The sequence below is a fragment of the Chitinophaga sp. LS1 genome (assembly GCF_034274695.1).
Taxonomy (GTDB): domain Bacteria; phylum Bacteroidota; class Bacteroidia; order Chitinophagales; family Chitinophagaceae; genus Chitinophaga.
The window spans coordinates 1,585,680-1,602,723 of record NZ_CP128362.1 but is presented as its reverse complement, the minus strand read 5'-3'; the positions used below and the strand labels follow the sequence as shown (position 1 = coordinate 1,602,723).

Below are 17,044 nucleotides of genomic sequence, written 5' to 3'. Positions count from 1 at the left end.
TTAAATCAACTATATGCAGAAACCCGGATTTTTTAAGAAATACTGGCAAATCCTGAAGCAAACCTTCAGTGATTTTATGGACGACAAGGTACTTAAACTCAGTGCCGCTTTATCTTACTACACGATCTTCTCCATCGCTCCCATGCTCATAGTGATTATCACACTATGCGAAGTATTCCTGGGCAAAGAGGCTATCGAAGGCAGCATCTACGGACAAATCAATGCATTTGTCGGCAACGACGCCGCCCTTCAGATCCAGCAGATGATCAAAAACGCCGCGCTTTCCGGTGATTCTACCTGGGCCACCGTAGTGGGTATCGTAACCCTTATCTTTGGCGCTACCGGTGTATTCGGCGAAATCCAGGATTCTATCAACTTTATCTGGCAGCTAAAAGCCAAACCTAAAAATGGTATACTCAAAATACTCATCAACCGCCTCCTCTCCTTCTCTATGGTGATCTCCTTAGGATTTATCCTCCTGGTATCCCTGGCGCTGAACGGTCTGATCGAGTTATTTAGTAAACAACTGGCCCGTTTACTCCCCGAAGTGACCATGGTATTGGTGTATGTGATCAACCTGTGCCTTACTTTTGGCGTCATTTCCCTGTTGTTCGCCATCATTTTCAAAGTGCTTCCAGACGCCAAAATAAAATGGAAACATGTCATCGTAGGGGCTATGACCACCTCTGTCCTCTTCATGGCAGGCAAATTTGGCATCGGCTTTTACCTCGGCGCCAGCAAGGTCGGCACTGCTTACGGTGCGGCCGGAAGCATAGTGATCATCCTGCTCTGGGTATACTACTCTGCCATCATCCTCTACTTTGGGGCTGAGTTTACACAGGTGTATGTACAATACCATGGGGAGCAGATCAGGCCCAATGAGTACGCAGTCTATGTAAAGGAGATACCTGTAGAGCTGGAAACCAATCTGGAAGCTGCCAAAAAAAAGCCCCCTACCCCATAAGAGCGGGCACAAAAAAGTTATATATATTTGCGCCATTATGGCAACAGATCAGAACAAATTCCAGGCGATTATTTCGCATTGTAAAGAATATGGCTTCGTTTTCCAGTCCAGTGAGATATATGACGGCTTAAGTGCGGTATACGACTACGGCCAGTGTGGAGCCCAGTTAAAGAAGAATATCCGCGACTATTGGTGGAAAAGCATGACCCAGATGCATGAAAACATCGTGGGGATCGATGCGGCTATTTTTATGCATCCGACTACCTGGAAGGCGTCAGGGCACGTTGACGGCTTTAGTGATCCTATGATTGATAACAAGGATAGCAAAAAGCGCTACCGTGTAGACCACCTGATCGAAGCACATGCAGAAACACTGGATGCTGCTGATGGCGAAGCCCTGATCGCTAAAATGAATGCCCTTCTGGCTGCTGATGATCTGGCTGGCCTGAAATCACTGATTGAAGAATACAAAATCAAATGTGCTGTCAGCGGTACTGTTAACTGGACAGATGTACGTCAGTTCAACCTGATGTTCTCTACCCAGTTAGGTAGCGTAACCGACGAAGCAAGTGAAATATACCTCCGTCCTGAAACCGCACAGGGTATCTTCGTGAACTTCCTGAACGTGCAGAAAACGGGTCGTATGAAAATACCTTTCGGTATTGCACAGGTAGGTAAAGCTTTCCGTAACGAAATCGTAGCCCGTCAGTTCATCTTCCGTATGCGCGAATTTGAGCAGATGGAAATGCAGTTCTTCGTACGCCCTGGCACCCAGAAAGAGTGGTTCCAGTACTGGAAAGAGGAGCGTATGAAATGGCACCTGAGCCTGGGTGCAGATCCGGCCAAGTACAGGTTCCATGAACACGAAAAGCTGGCTTTCTATGCCGATGCTGCTGAAGATATTGAGTTTGAATTCCCGATTGGTTTCAAAGAGGTAGAAGGTATCCATAGCCGTACAGATCATGATCTGGGCAGACACCAGGAATTCAGCAGGAAGAAAATGCAGTATTTTGATACTGAAATCAATCAGAACTACGTACCATACGTAATCGAAACCTCTATTGGTCTGGACCGTATGTTCCTCCTCACTGTGTGTAATGCTTACGAAGAAGAAGACCTGTCCAAAGATGGTAAAGAAGATAGCCGCGTAGTACTGCGCTTCCCTGCTAAACTGGCACCAACGAAACTGGCAATCTTTCCACTGACTAAAAAAGACGGGTTACCAGAAATAGCAAAAGAACTGATGGATGCATGTAAACCACATTTCTATTGCTTCTACGAAGAGAAAGATGCGATCGGTAAGCGTTACCGCCGTCAGGATGCGATCGGTACACCATTCTGTGTAACCATCGACCACCAGACCAAGGAAGACAACACCGTTACCATCCGCTATCGCGACTCCATGGAACAGGAAAGAATCCCGCTGGATAAAGTAAAAGAACTCGTTCTGAATAAAATCAACGAATAACAATATTGGCGGGAGTTTGTGATCCGGGCGTACGCCCGGATCACAAACTCCCGCTATGCGAAAAGGCAGGGACCTCCGGTCCCTGCCTTTTCGCTTTTTACTTTATTTTCTATCCATACAACTCCTGACGTATATCATGCCTATCATACCCCATCCCCAATATCTTTCCCTTCGCCTCATCAATCATATTCTTCCACCCACACAAAAAGAAATACGCCGGCTCCTTATTTAGCGCCAACAACTCCTCATAAATCAAATGCACATACCCCCTCTTCCCCGTCCACCCATCCTCACATCTTGACAACGTCGGTGAATACCTAAACCCCTCCAACTCCGCCTCCAACTGCCACAACTCTTTCGCATACAACAAATCACACTCTTTCCTACACCCATAAATCAAATGTATCATTTGATGCGGTATCTGATGCGTATGTATATGATGCGCCATCGCCCTAAACGGCGCCACCCCCGTTCCCGTACAAATCAAATACAACTGCCTGTCCAGCGTCTCCGGCAGCGTAAACACCCCCAGCGGCCCTTTCACAGGAAACTCACTCCCCACTTTCACCTCATTAAAAAGATAAGTCGTCCCCGCCCCTCCTTCCAGCGACACAATCACCAACTCAAACTCATTCGACCCATCCGGCGCCGACGCAATAGAATAACTCCTCCATCGCTTTTTTCTCTCTTCATGAATAGGTAAGTCCAGGGTTACAAATTGTCCGGGTTTAAAATCAAATCTTTCCAGCTCCCTTATCTGTATCCAGAACCGTCTCGTGTTGTGTGTCTCCTGCAGAATGCGGGTCACATAACCAGTATACCAGTGGTCCAGCATATTAAGTGGAATTTATTACTTAAATATCGCGAATTTTTCCTGAACCTGTGACCGTTTTCATCAGATCAAACAATGACCAATAATTCGTAACTTTGCTCCCCTCATGAATATTCAGGCTGTATTACAATTATACCAGCGCGACACCCGCCTGCAACAGCTGGTGAAAGGGATGCATTTGTCCCATCCTCAGTATTTTCAACTAACAGGATTAACCGGTAGCACCCCCACATTTATCGCGGCAGGCGCGTGGGAACTGGCGTCTTCAGTTAATCACCTGTTCATTTTAAATGATAAAGAGGAGGCTGCCTATTTTCAAAATGATCTGGAACAACTCAGTCAGGCCCTCGATATCTTCTACTTCCCGGATTCATTCAAAAAGGTAGGTCAGTTCAGCGATCTGAACAGCAGCCATAGCATGCTGCGTACCGAAGCCCTCATGAAGTTCTCCGGCGATAGCATCCACAAAAAGATCCTCGTCACATACCCCGAAGCCCTATGGGAAAAGGTAGCCGCCTCCGTGGCCTTCAACACCAACATGGTCCAGTTGAAGGTCGGCGATGTGCTCAAGGTGGACGATCTGCTGGAAAAACTCGTCAGCTGGGGCTTCAGCTTCACTGACTTCGTATATGAACCGGGGCAGTACGCCCTCCGTGGGGGTATTCTCGACATCTACTCTTTTGGTAATGAAAAACCTTACCGCATAGAGTTGTTCGGAGAAGATATCGACTCTATCCGCATCTTCGATCCGGAAACCCAGCTCAGTGAGCGCAAACTCACCCAGGTAACCCTGATCGCCAATATGGATACCCATAACCTGGACCATCAGAAGACCTCCCTGCTGGAATTCCTGCCTGCCAATACCGTAGTCTGGATGAAAGACCCGGGGTATGTGCAGGAGGTAATTTTGCAGTTGGAAGAGAAGCTGGATGCTTTCTTACAATCCGGCCAACAGGTGAGGATTGATGAAGATGAGAAGATGGAACTGAAGGAGACGGATTTTGTAAAGGCTCATCTCCTCATGCAGCAGATCCTGCAAAGGCACTGCATCGTCTTTGGCACTAAATTATGGTGGGAAGAAACGAACCGTAACTTTACCCCACTGAACTTTGAAACACAGGAGCAGCCAGTCTTTAACCGTCAGTTTGAAATGCTGATTAAAGACCTGGAAACCCACAATAAAAATAAATACAACCTCTTCATCTTCGCCGAAAATGCCCGTCAGCTGGAAAGGTTGCGTAGCATATTCGAAGACCTGAAAGCGACCTTCACCTTCTTCCCGATACCGGTGCCGGTGAGCCATGGCTTCATTGATCATTCATTGAAACTCGTGTGCTATACAGATCACCAGATCTTCCAGCGTTACCACAAGTACAAGGTAAAGCAGGCGTACAACAAGAATAAGGCGCTTACCATGAAGACCCTGCGCGAATTGCAGTCGGGCGACTTCGTAACCCATATCGACCATGGTGTAGGTATGTACAGTGGCTTACAGAAGATAGAAGTTGGGGGCAAAATGCAGGAAGCCATTCGTATCATTTACAAGAACAATGACCTCCTGTATGTGAACATCAACTCCCTGCACAAGATCAGTAAGTTCACCGGCAAGGAAGGCCAGGAACCCAAAGTCAATAAACTGGGTAGTGATGCATGGGATAAGCTGAAAGAAAAAGCGAAAACACAGGTTAAGGATATCGCCAAAGACCTGATCAGGCTATACGCGGCACGCAAGGCCCAGCAAGGGTTCCAGCATGCACCGGATACATACCTGCAAACAGAGCTGGAGGCATCTTTCATCTATGAAGATACTCCTGACCAGAGCAAGGCGACTGCCGATGTAAAGAGAGATATGGAATCGCCTGCACCAATGGACAGACTGGTATGTGGCGACGTTGGTTTTGGAAAGACAGAAGTAGCAGTGCGTGCAGCATTCAAATCGATCGTAGATGGTAAGCAGGCAGCAATACTGGTACCTACTACCATCCTCGCTTTCCAGCACTTCAAAACATTTGCAGACCGACTGAAAGATTTTCCATGTACAGTAGATTATCTGAACCGCTTTAAATCTGCAAAAGAAAAGAAAGACACACTACAGCGACTCGCTGAAGGAAAGATAGATATCATAGTAGGTACGCATGCCTTACTGAGCAAGGATGTGAAGTTCAAAGACCTCGGTGTGCTGATCGTGGATGAAGAACAGAAATTTGGTGTGGCAGCAAAAGAAAAGCTGAAACACATCAAGTTGAATGTAGATACATTGACACTAACGGCTACGCCTATTCCGAGAACACTACAGTTCTCCCTGATGGGAGCGAGAGACCTTTCTGTCATCAATACGCCGCCGCCTAACAGGCAGCCGATTGAGACAGAGGTACACGTATTCGATCATGACATGATCCGCGATGCCATCTATTACGAAACAGAAAGAGGTGGACAGGTATACTTTGTATACAACCGTGTGAAAGGTTTGGGAGAGATCAGCAGTCTCATTAAAGGCTTATGCCCTGACTTGTCTGTCGCTACTGCACACGGACAGATGGAAGGTCATCAGCTGGAAGAAGTGATCCTTGATTTCATCGATCGTAAGTACGATGTACTGGTATGTACTAATATAGTAGAGAGTGGTGTGGATATTCCAAATGCAAATACCATCATCATCAACAATGCACATCACTTTGGATTAAGTGACCTGCACCAGTTGCGAGGTCGTGTAGGGCGTAGTAACAAGAAAGCATTCTGTTACCTGCTGGCACCACCCATGAGTACATTGCCTGCTGACAGCCGTAAGCGCTTGCAAACGCTGGAGCAACATAGTGAACTGGGTAGTGGTTTCCAGATTGCGATGCGCGACCTTGATATACGTGGTGCCGGTAACCTCTTAGGTGGTGAGCAGAGTGGCTTCATGTCAGATATCGGATTTGATATGTACCAGAAGATCCTGGACGAAGCGATCCGCGAACTGAAGCAAAATGAATTCAAAGATCTCTTTAAAGAACAGCTGGAAGAGAAGAAGGATTATGTAAGCGATTGTACCATCGATACAGATCTTGAAATACTCATTCCTGATAGTTATGTAGAGAGCATACAGGAGCGCTTGAACCTGTATCAGGAACTGGATAATATCACGCTGGAAAGTAAGTTGGTCGCATTTGAGGAAGAGCTGAAAGATAGATTCGGTCCATTGCCTGAACCGGTATTGGAATTATTATGCCTGGTGCGTTGTCGGTGGATGGCGATTAAGTTAGGCTTTGAGAAGATGATGATGAAGAATGAGACATTACGTTGTTACTTTATCAACAACCCGGATTCGCCTTACTTCACATCGCCTACATTTGATCATATATTGAACTATGTACAGACGAGGGTGAACAATGCGAAACTGAAACAGTTAGGTACGAACTTTATGTTAGTGGCGACTAAAATTACTAATATGAATGATCTGTATAATTTCCTGAAAAATATGGAAGATGCAAGGTCATAAGTTATAAAATATTTAAGCCGTCCGCAGGACAGTCACACCAATCCCCCGGAGTTTTGCCGAAGGCAAAACTCCGGGGGATTGGTCTTTTATCTTATCAACGTTACAGTCCCTTTCCGGCTGAATTTATGCCCTGTATAATCCGTTCCCTGTATCATGTATACATACGTCCCAACAGGCGAATCCTGCCCCTTAAAAGTGCCATCCCATGCCCCTGTCAATTCACTCGTCCTGAACACCTCCTTGCCCCATCTATCCCACACACATAAAAAATCCAGTTGAGGTACACCCGGCGATATTGCCCTGAACCAATCATTCTGCCCATCATGATTCGGTGAAAAAGCACTTGGTACATAAAACTCCGGCCCCGTATACGCCTTCACTGCCAAACTATCCACCTGTACACATCCCTCTGGTGAAGTCACCGTCAATACATATTTCACATCCTGAAACAACACTGCCACAGGATCTGCAATCATCACATTATTCAACCCTGTAGCAGGCGACCAGCTATAACTTAAATTATCTCCTGTTGCTATTGCATTCAACTGCAAAGGTTGCCCTTTCGCGATCAGCGTATCGCGTCCCGCATCCAATGCAATATCAACTATCTTCACAGGTAGCCAGAATGAATCAGACAAACAGCCATCCCTGCTCACAGCATATACACCCGCTGTATATACACCCCCTGTTTTATACACATAACTAATATCCTGCAGGGTGGATGTATCTCCATTTCCAAATGTCCAATGCCAGCCTGCTAATGCAATAGCAGGTGTAAGATTCGTACCCGAAAAATCAATGGCATCCCCTATACACGCATCACCCCCACTTGCACTAATCACAGGTGTATTATACACAGAAAGCATTTGTATCGTATCATCACTACAACCCTCTTTCGTCAACACAGATAAATGCACGGGATAGGTGCCGGGAGTAGTAAAATCAGCGACTATATTCTTCCCGCTATCTGTATGTCCATTCAACTCCCAATTCCATGCTGTCAATGTTCCCACTTCCAGTGTCGTTGCATCTTTGATCGTCATTATTCGTCCCAAACACAATGGATCGGTAGACATCCCTGCAATCGGATAAGTCCCGATCGTCACCTGCTGGTGCATGGTATCCGAAATGCATCCACTATTATCCTCAATCACCAATGTTACATCATATACACCCGGTTTTGCATAATGATGCTCTCCCGGTTGCGATACATTTGCCGTAGTGCCATCTCCAAAATCCCACAACCATCTTGTAATCGTACCAAAGGACTTGGATGAATCACTAAACAGGATCGGATCGCCTATACAGAACCGCTGATCATCCCTAAATGCTAACTCTGGTCTGAGTGCTGCGCAAAACTGTTGCACATTGTACGCTCCTCCCGTAGATCCTGCAAATCCCCAATATACCAAGGGGCTATTATTGAAAATTTCCTGCACAATATCTTTCTGCAATGATAGTCGCAATGCCCCATCCATACTCACTGTCATTTGCATGGCTACCGCATCCCACTTTACCCTGAATATATGCCAGTTACAATCTTCTATGTTATCGTTCCCATCCAGCGCCGTCACCGGCCCAGCCAGGTTATTGACAGCATTATGATCCGTCACTCCATTCATCTGTATCGCCACATGATCGTAGTAAGGATCATGGTCAATTTCATTCTGCCAGGTATCAATAATAATCCCTAAAGAAGGACTGATACCCTGAAACCCGATACCCGACCCGGTAGCTCCCAGGTTCGTTCCTTTTGTCTGCAGGATAAAGCCAATGCCATCGGCACCATCGCTGTCTTTACAACCCAGGTTTACATCAAAATAATAGTCAAAGGAATTGCGGAGGTCAATCTGGTTCTTATTCCACACGGTCCCGCTCGAGGTATTTACATCCTGAGTCAGTACATAACAGTTACAGGTACGTTGTGTAGCGCTACCATTTAGAATATAAGGAGTCTGCACCTGTGCATTGGCAAAAAGCGGCAGGCAAAACAGTACCATAATAAACCCCGTGGACGTTGACATAAAAAGTTGGAATTCTTAAATATAGTAAAAACTTTCCCCCCTTTTATGGAATTTGATATTTCCCCTGCATCATGAAAGAAAAAAACGGAATACTATGAAGAAGATATTATTAACACTGTTGGTTGTAGGAATGGTAATCACTGGATTTGCGCAGGATACGAATGATAAAAAAACGAAGAGTATTGCTGTAGACGGTACTGCCGAAATGGAGATCACTCCGGATATCATTTACCTGAACATCACTCTACAGGAATATCAGAAAGACAAGAATAACAAAGTTGACATTTCTACACTGGAACAGCAATTGACCAAAGCCGTTGAAAAAGCCGGCATCGCAGCGGAAAATCTGACCATTGCCAACATTTCGGGCGATCAGTGGTGGAGAAAGAAAAAGAAGGATGCAGATTTCTATGCCTCAAAAGAATTCAGACTGAAAGTAACCAGTCTCACAAAAGTGAACACCATTTTTGATGCAATAGATGATGCAGGTATTACCAATGTATATATCAGTGAAGCGACATCCAGCAAAATGGATGAATATCGTCAGCAGGTAAAAATAAAAGCATTGCAGGCTGCTAAAAATAAAGCAAATGTAATGCTGGAAGGGATCGGGGAAAAAATAGGCGGAGTTATGCAGGTAAATGAAAATAATGTCAATGTGGTTTTCCCTGTATATGCCAATGCGACTATGAACAGGGCGTTTAAATCAGAAGATTATGCTGTTGCTGATACGAATATTGACTACCGCACTATTAAAGTGACAGCTGATGTAAAAGCAGTTTTCGCTATTCAGTAAGCAATATAGCCAACCCCACTATGGGGTTGGCTCCTTTTAATTTTATTATTCTCCATCCCACCACACACGATCTGTTAGTTTCACTGAAGGCACATTTGCTCCATTTGTAGAGATCTCACTATTCGGATATAAAAACCTGCGAGGCAAACTAGTGATGTTGTCATTCGCAATCAGCGATATCACAGGGTACCCCGTCCTTCTCCAATCTACCCAGTTTTCAGTAGAGAAATTATTCGCAATATTCTTCTCTTCAATAATTAATTGCATGGCATTTGTTGCTGACAATGTTCCTCTGTTTGAAAGATAAGTTTGTGCAGCAGTACTACTTGTATCCACCCCTACCTTTACCATATTATCCACAATCGCTTTCCTGTAAATAGGCTGTGCTGCAGCGTATCCTGACACAATGTAAGTTGCTTCTGCTTTTATAAAATCAGCTTCTGCTGCATTCAACACATACCCATTAGAAGCAATGTCGCCATAGAAACTACCCGGTACAGAATAATAATCAATATTACCCGCACCACTTCCAATTACATTTCCTGCATATGCATCCGTAGCATTTGTTTTACTTACCAAAAATGGTAAACGTGGATCTGCCCTTGCTACCAGTGTGTCTACATAATGTGATGATAACACCAGTGTTGTTGTACTAAAGAAATGCAGGTACCACGGACTGGAAGATGTACCACTACCCGAATATGGAAAATAACAATCGTCAGCATTGCTACTCATGCCACTTGCCAGCGCATCTAATGCCAGCGAAGCCTGTGCAGCCGCGGTATGGCCAGTCGCATTTGTGAGGTGCATATAATACCTTGCTTTCAATGTATACGCCATCTTTATCCACTTGCTCATATCACCACTATACATGTAATCATCTGTGCCTGGCGTAGAACCTTTGCCTTCATTCAATGCTGTAATTGCGCTATCCAACAGTAATTGAATCGTGTTGTAAATACTCTCCTGCGAATCAAATTTTGGGGTACTCAGGTCAGTGCCTTCAAATGATTCGGAATAAGGAATATCACCCCAGAAGTCAGTAGCGGTGCCTATTGTATACGCTGTCAATACTTTTGCAATACCTGCATACATGCTATTTCCATTCGTGATGGCCTGTATATTCAGTACATGCAGATTATTCAGTTCAATCGTATAAAATGAATCCCAGTAGTCATCGAAGGTCGATGTTGTAACCAGGTAGTTCGCTGTATTCGGCATGGGTTGATTAGGTACGCAATACTGCATCCATTGATTCACTAATACAGCAGCATTGCCATTCGCTACATACGTGGAGGCTCCTGCTTCTACAGGGCCGAGTAACAGGCTTTCTGACACTGATTCAGGCAGGTTGGGATTGTCGTTGACATCCAGAAACTTTTTGCATCCCGCCAGCAAAGAAGCTGTGAAGATAGATATGATGATGAATGATTTCTTCATGTTCGAAAATTTAGAAAGTAATTTTTATCGTAGCGTCGAATGAGCGGGAAGTCGGTGTAGTAAAGGAGTAGAGACCTAAGCTACTATTGCCGTTCCCCCATGAATTCGCTTCCGGATCAGGACCTGAGAAATTAGAAGCTTTGTGGATCCAGAGATTACGACCTGTCAGTATAAGACTCGCATTTCTGAAAGGCAGATGGCTCAATGCTTTCTGACCAAGTGAATAAGAGAAGCTTACGTTGCGCAGTTTGATATAAGATGCATCCTGTATCACTTGTTCCGTAATACCGCTCACCTGTTGCCAATATTGTTGCCCTGTTACAGATACCGTGTTCTGTTGGCCTGTTGCATCGCTGATACCTTTCACGACTCTGTCGGCGCGGTTTTCCGTTACTTTAGACACACCATAGAAGAGGTTGTATCCATCATCCGCATTTTGCAACTGACCCCCTTGTTTTGTATCGAAGAAGAAACTTAATCCGAATTGTTTATAGCGGAACTGATTGGTGATACTACCTAACCATTTCGCGGTGACATTACCCAGTATATTGCTGTTGTCATCAGAGTATGGTAACCCTGAACTATTGATACGCAATTGTCCATCATCAGTGCGTGCGAATTTGGTACCTTTCAGTACACCCCATGGCTGGCCTACGATGGCCCATGAACTACCCACACTCGTTTCGTCCAAACCAGCACCAATCTGGGTAACTTTGTTATTCATTTTCGTATAAGTCAGCGTTACATCCCAGCTAAAATCTTTTGTTCTGACAGGTGTTGCATTCACTAATACTTCCAATCCTTTTGTCTCCATCTTTGCAGAGTTGATGGTGGTAGTACTATAACCAGTGGAGTTTGGCAGCGCAATGCCTTCTACTAATCCGTCAGACATTTTACGATCAAACCAGGATGTTTCAAAGCCTAACCTGTTATCTAAGAATTTCATTTCCAGACCAAATTCCAATTCTTTCTGCAATTCATTTTTCAGATTCGGATTGCCTAATGCAGTGCTGAGCAGGAAGCCGTTCTGGCCATTATAAGGGAAGTTTAAATTGCTGCTTACATCACCGTAAATCACTGCCTGATAATAAGGTGTATTTGTGGCATAAGCGCCTACGTTATCATTACCTACTACAGCATAAGATGCCCTGAACTTACCGAAGTTGATCGTCTTTTTTAGTTTGTCAGATAATAATTCAGAGAAGATGAAAGCCGCTGCCGCAGAACCATAAGGATAATACCTGTTAGATGATGATAATACAGAGCTACCATCATAACGACCTGTCAGATTCACGATCAGTGTTCTGTTGTAATCAATTTCACCCTGTGCATAGAAGCCTACTTTTCTTACCAGTGTAGATGATTCCCCATACGTTACAGACGATGCACTGGCCATGTTGTAATAGTTAGCTTTTGCCAGTCCTAAACCATAGGCAGACATAGCATCATTGTATTTAGAATAGACGTTGTTACCCAGCAGTAAACTTGTATTCAGCTTAGGGTTCACCTCTTTTCTCAACTGCACCATGAAGTCGTGGTTGAACTGACGCAATGTTTGATTTTTAGACTGTACCAGACCCTGTGTGTAAGTCACATCGCCTACGTTGACATGATAGTGCAGCTGATCCTGGTACATATCTGCTCCCATTCTTTCAGTGACAGAAAGCCAGCTGGTAGGTGAATACACAAAAGTGGCAACTGGCAGATACCTGTTCACCACTGTGGTATTCAGTACATTGTCTAATACCCAATATGGATTGTTACGGCCGGAGCGATACATACGTTGTGTGCCATCCTCATTCAGGTAAGGTTTCAGATTGTAAGAAACGGGTGCGGCAAAGATGGTCCAGAGTGGATTCTCCAATCCCCATCCCTGTGGCATGATGTTGTTCTTGACAGAGCTGTATGTGAGCTGGAAGGAAGCAGAGAGATTATCAAGGATCTGTGTGGTGTATTTGGCAAACAGGTTATGCCTTGTATAATCAGTATTAGGAATGGTACCTTGTTGATTGAAGTAGGTGTATGATAAAAAATAACTTGAGCTGGCATTGCCGCCAGAAACAGAGACGGTATTATTGGTAGAAATTCCTGTTTTAAAGAACTCTTTGGCTGGATTATGAAAAGGTACTTTTGCTCCGTTCACACGCAGGGTATCCATCCGTGCACCCCATGAATTTTTGTTTTGTGTGGCGGTCGTTTCCCCATCAGAATAAATGCCCTTTTCACCCAGTGAATACGTGGTCTGGCGATCAGGGAGATAAGATTGTTCGAAAGATAACCCGGAAGATAAGGTAACAGTTGGCTTACGGTTGTTGCTTCCTTTTTTGGTCGTGATGAGCAATACCCCGCGGGCACCTGCAGAACCATACATGGCAGTAGCGGCAGCGCCTTTCAGCAGGTTGATGCTTTCGATAACAGAGGGGTCGATATCAGAGAGACGATTAGAGCCTGATCCACCGTCGTTAGGATTGTCTGTTTCATCGTTGTTGACAGGTACTCCATCCATCACGATTAAAGCCTGATTTTCGCCGTTTAAAGACGTGATACCGCGCACTACGATACGGGAGGAGGAACCGGGCATGCCAGATGAATTTGTGACCTGTACGCCTGCTACCTTGCCGGTAAGCGTATTCACGATATTCGGCTCTCTTGAACGCAGAATTTCATCGCTCTTCACTTCCTGTGAACTGAACGTAAGATTACGTTTTTCCTTCTTTACACCCAGTGCGGTCACTACGACTTCATTGAGGTCGCTGGCGCTTTCAGCCAGGGTGATCGTAAGTGAATGGCCGCTGCCTGTACCCACTTCTTTGGTGAGGAAGCCTACGGCTCTTACAATGAGTGTGGCATTGGGTGCGACTTCCAGCGAGAATACCCCGTTTTTGTCAGTGACAACTCCTTTGTTGGTCCCTTTAATGTTAACTGATACAAAGCTTAGCGGATGTGTGTTTTCATCGGTCACTGTCCCCTGTATCACCCTGCTTTGCGCAAAGGTAAGGGCACTAAATAGCAAGCCCGCCAGCAATGCTGACAGGTAATATGAAAATTTCTTCATACAACGGAGATTAGAAATTGGTTTTTAAGATGAAATAAAACTCCCTGTAGGCCATCTGCGCAAATGGCCTTTATTGTTTATTGTTCCTGATTAAAGAATTCATGATTTACTCCAAATGTAATCTGTGGGGCTTCGAGTCCTTTTATGGTAATTAACTATCTATGCTCAGATATTAACCAGAAATAAAAAGTCCCGCTTTAACAAGCGGGACACGATGGAAAAAGATTTCAAAAAAAACGATGATCAATAAATGTTGACTTTAAATATTCCGTCCGTTAATGGCTCTTCTTTCTCGCCATTGTCTAAAATGCCGGCAAATGTGCCTTCGGCATACTTACTATTTATGCTTGTAATTTTAATTGTCGCTGTAGTACTGAGATAAGATGCAACCTCTGCAGACAAAGAAGGCGACCATAATATGGTGGCGCCATTTGCCTCTGTATATGTGCCCACTGCAAGCGTGTCAGGAAATATAACTGTCACTGCAATGTGTTTGCTAAGGTTACTGGTCATACCTTCAATGGTCAGGACTTTCTTGCCAATGCCAGTTGTATCGGTCATATAACCACTCGCAGTGTTAGCTGAAAAAGCAGTGCTTTCGAACGCGAATGATAAGGATCCCGATGTCGACACTGCTTTTTCCTTTTGACATGCGCAAAAGGATAGCACCAGACACAGAAGTCCCAGGAGGGAGCTAGGTTTCATAGGATAGTTCAAATTCAATAGGTATAGAGATAAATAGGAGTGCAAAATACAGAGAAAAGAGATGAATTAAATAAAAGATTTATAAGTTTTTTAACAGGTATGTTCACAATAAGATCGAAGTGACTGTAAATGAGAGAGAAATAAATTGTCCACACCTTCCACAAAATGGTATAAAATTAACCTTTGGTAATAATTTTAGAGTTTAACTAGATAATTTTATGAATATGCCAGAATCATAATGACATAAAAAAGACTGGCCGGAACCAGTCTTTTTCGCGTATATATAAAATTTTAACTAGGCGTCGATCTTTGCATACTTCGCATGAGACTCGATGAACTCTCTACGTGGAGGTACTTCATCTCCCATCAGCATACTGAATACGCGATCTGCTTCGGCAGCACTTTCGATAGTTACCTGCTTCAGGGTACGGTGTTCAGGATTCATGGTAGTTTCCCACAGCTGCTCAGCGTTCATCTCACCCAAACCTTTATAACGCTGGATGGTCACGCTGTCTTCTTTACCATGTGCCAGTTGCTGGATCGCTGCTTTACGGTCTTCTTCCGTCCATGCATAGATCTGCTCTTTGCTCTTTTTCACCAGGTACAGAGGTGGCTGTGCGATGTACACATAGCCCTGTTCTACCATCGCCTTCATATAACGGAAGATGAATGTAAGGATCAGTGTCGCAATGTGACTACCATCCACATCGGCATCCGTCATGATGATCAGCTTGTGATAGCGGAGTTTAGACAGGTTCAGTGCTTTATCATCTTCTTCAGTACCGATGGTTACCCCAAGGGCGGTGAAGATATTCTTGATTTCCTCGTTTTCGTAGATCTTGTGCTCCATAGCTTTCTCTACGTTCAGGATCTTACCACGCAGTGGCAGGATAGCCTGGAAGCTACGGTTACGACCCTGTTTCGCCGTACCACCCGCGGAATCACCCTCGACCAGGTACAGTTCACATATTTTAGGATCATTCTCAGAGCAGTCAGCCAGTTTACCAGGCAAACCACTACCGCTCAATACACTCTTACGCTGTACCATCTGCCTTGCTTTACGCGCAGCTTCACGGGCCTGGGCGGCGAGTACCACCTTGTTGATGATGGTTTTTGCTTCACGTGGATGTTCTTCCAGGTAAGCATCCAGTACAGCAGCTACAGAACTGTCTACCACACCCATTACGTCGGAGTTACCCAACTTGGTTTTGGTCTGACCTTCGAACTGTGGCTCAGGTACTTTTACACTTACAATAGCGCTCAAACCTTCGCGGAAGTCATCACCGGTTACCTCCACTTTGGTCTTTTCGAACATTTTGTTCTTATCGCCATAGCTTTTGAAAACACGGGTAATGGCGCGGCGGAAACCGGCTACGTGTGTACCACCTTCAATGGTGTTGATATTATTTACATAAGAGAAGATGTTCTCAGAGAAGGAATCATTGTAGATCACTGCTACTTCTACCGCTACATTGCTGGCAGCATCGACTGTTTCTACAAAGATAGGATCAGGCAACAGAGGGTTACGACGACCATTGCGATCCAGCATGGATACAAATTCGACAATACCGCCTTCGCTGTAGAAGACTTCATTTACAGAGTTGCCCTGGTCGTCTTTTTCACGATCGTCCGTAAGAACGATACGGATCTTCCTGTTCAGGTAAGCCAGCTCGCGCAGACGGCCAGCGAGGATCTCCCTGTTGTAGGTAGTATCCTTGAAGATTTCGCTATCTGGTCTGAAGTGTACAGTTGTTCCTGTTTCGTCGGAGTCACCGATTTCACGAACTGCATATTGAGGTACACCGCGGGAGTACTCCTGTTCGAACAGTTTACCATCGCGTCTTACGGTTACATGCAGCAGGGAACTCAGTGCGTTTACGCAACTCACCCCCACACCGTGCAGACCACCGGATACTTTATATGTGTTTTTGTCAAATTTACCTCCTGCGTGCAGTACGGTCATTACCACTTCCAGCGCTGAACGGCCTTCTTTGGTATTCATCCCTGTCGGGATACCGCGACCATCATCCACTACCCTGATCGAGTTGTCCTCACAGATAGTGACATCTATATTCTTACAATAACCTGCCAGTGCCTCATCGATCGAGTTATCCACCACTTCATATACAAGGTGGTGAAGACCTTTTACGCCAATGTCACCAATGTACATCGCAGGGCGTTTACGCACCGCTTCCAGACCTTCCAGTACCTGAATGCTATCCGCATCATAGCCGCCCTGGGCTGGAGTAGTTACTTGCGCTATTTCTTCGCTCATATTT

Annotated in this window: 10 protein-coding genes; 4 read left to right on the top strand and 6 right to left on the bottom strand. The window is 44.9% G+C overall.

Translation table 11 applies throughout. From position 1 onward, the window contains the following. Positions 1–13 precede the first annotated feature (13 nt). Positions 14–964: a YihY/virulence factor BrkB family protein gene (locus QQL36_RS06570; RefSeq protein ID WP_321569345.1), complete on the top strand. Its 951-nt coding sequence runs from the start codon at positions 14–16 to the stop codon at positions 962–964. Positions 965–1,001: 37 nt separating this feature from the next. Further along, entirely contained in the window at positions 1,002–2,432 is a 1,431-nt protein-coding gene (locus QQL36_RS06565; RefSeq protein ID WP_321569344.1) for a glycine--tRNA ligase, read from the top strand. Positions 2,433–2,541: 109 nt separating this feature from the next. Here QQL36_RS06565 and QQL36_RS06560 read toward each other — a convergent pair whose 3' ends face one another. Then, complete coding sequence (locus QQL36_RS06560) at positions 2,542–3,267, bottom strand: ferredoxin--NADP reductase (RefSeq protein ID WP_083722185.1); 726 nt, start codon at positions 3,265–3,267, stop codon at positions 2,542–2,544. Positions 3,268–3,370: 103 nt separating this feature from the next. Between QQL36_RS06560 and mfd the strand changes: the two genes are divergently transcribed. Further along, entirely contained in the window at positions 3,371–6,745 is a 3,375-nt protein-coding gene (mfd, locus tag QQL36_RS06555) for a transcription-repair coupling factor (protein ID WP_083722186.1), read from the top strand. A gap of 86 nt (positions 6,746–6,831) precedes the next feature. On the opposite strand, the gene QQL36_RS06550 is transcribed toward mfd, so the two are convergent. Then, on the bottom strand, positions 6,832–8,769 hold the full coding sequence (locus QQL36_RS06550) for a lectin-like domain-containing protein (RefSeq protein ID WP_321569343.1): 1,938 nt from the start codon (positions 8,767–8,769) through the stop codon (positions 6,832–6,834). A gap of 94 nt (positions 8,770–8,863) precedes the next feature. Between QQL36_RS06550 and QQL36_RS06545 the strand changes: the two genes are divergently transcribed. Further along, positions 8,864–9,565: an SIMPL domain-containing protein gene (locus tag QQL36_RS06545; protein WP_143708790.1), complete on the top strand. Its 702-nt coding sequence runs from the start codon at positions 8,864–8,866 to the stop codon at positions 9,563–9,565. A 45-nt stretch (positions 9,566–9,610) separates the two neighbouring features. On the opposite strand, the gene QQL36_RS06540 is transcribed toward QQL36_RS06545, so the two are convergent. The 4 genes from QQL36_RS06540 to gyrB form a co-directional block, all read right to left on the bottom strand. Beyond that, on the bottom strand, positions 9,611–11,005 hold the full coding sequence (locus QQL36_RS06540) for a SusD/RagB family nutrient-binding outer membrane lipoprotein (protein WP_321569342.1): 1,395 nt from the start codon (positions 11,003–11,005) through the stop codon (positions 9,611–9,613). Positions 11,006–11,015: 10 nt separating this feature from the next. Further along, positions 11,016–14,060, bottom strand: coding sequence for a SusC/RagA family TonB-linked outer membrane protein (locus QQL36_RS06535; RefSeq protein ID WP_321569341.1), 3,045 nt, complete (start codon positions 14,058–14,060; stop codon positions 11,016–11,018). 243 nt (positions 14,061–14,303) lie between these two features. Beyond that, positions 14,304–14,693, bottom strand: a complete 390-nt coding sequence (locus tag QQL36_RS06530) for a hypothetical protein (protein ID WP_220388731.1) — start codon at positions 14,691–14,693, stop codon at positions 14,304–14,306. Positions 14,694–15,060: 367 nt separating this feature from the next. Then, the gene (gene gyrB / locus QQL36_RS06525; protein ID WP_083722192.1) at positions 15,061–17,040 is read right to left on the bottom strand and encodes a DNA topoisomerase (ATP-hydrolyzing) subunit B; all 1,980 of its coding nucleotides are present in this window, start codon (positions 17,038–17,040) and stop codon (positions 15,061–15,063) included. Between the last annotated feature and the right edge of the window lie 4 nt (positions 17,041–17,044).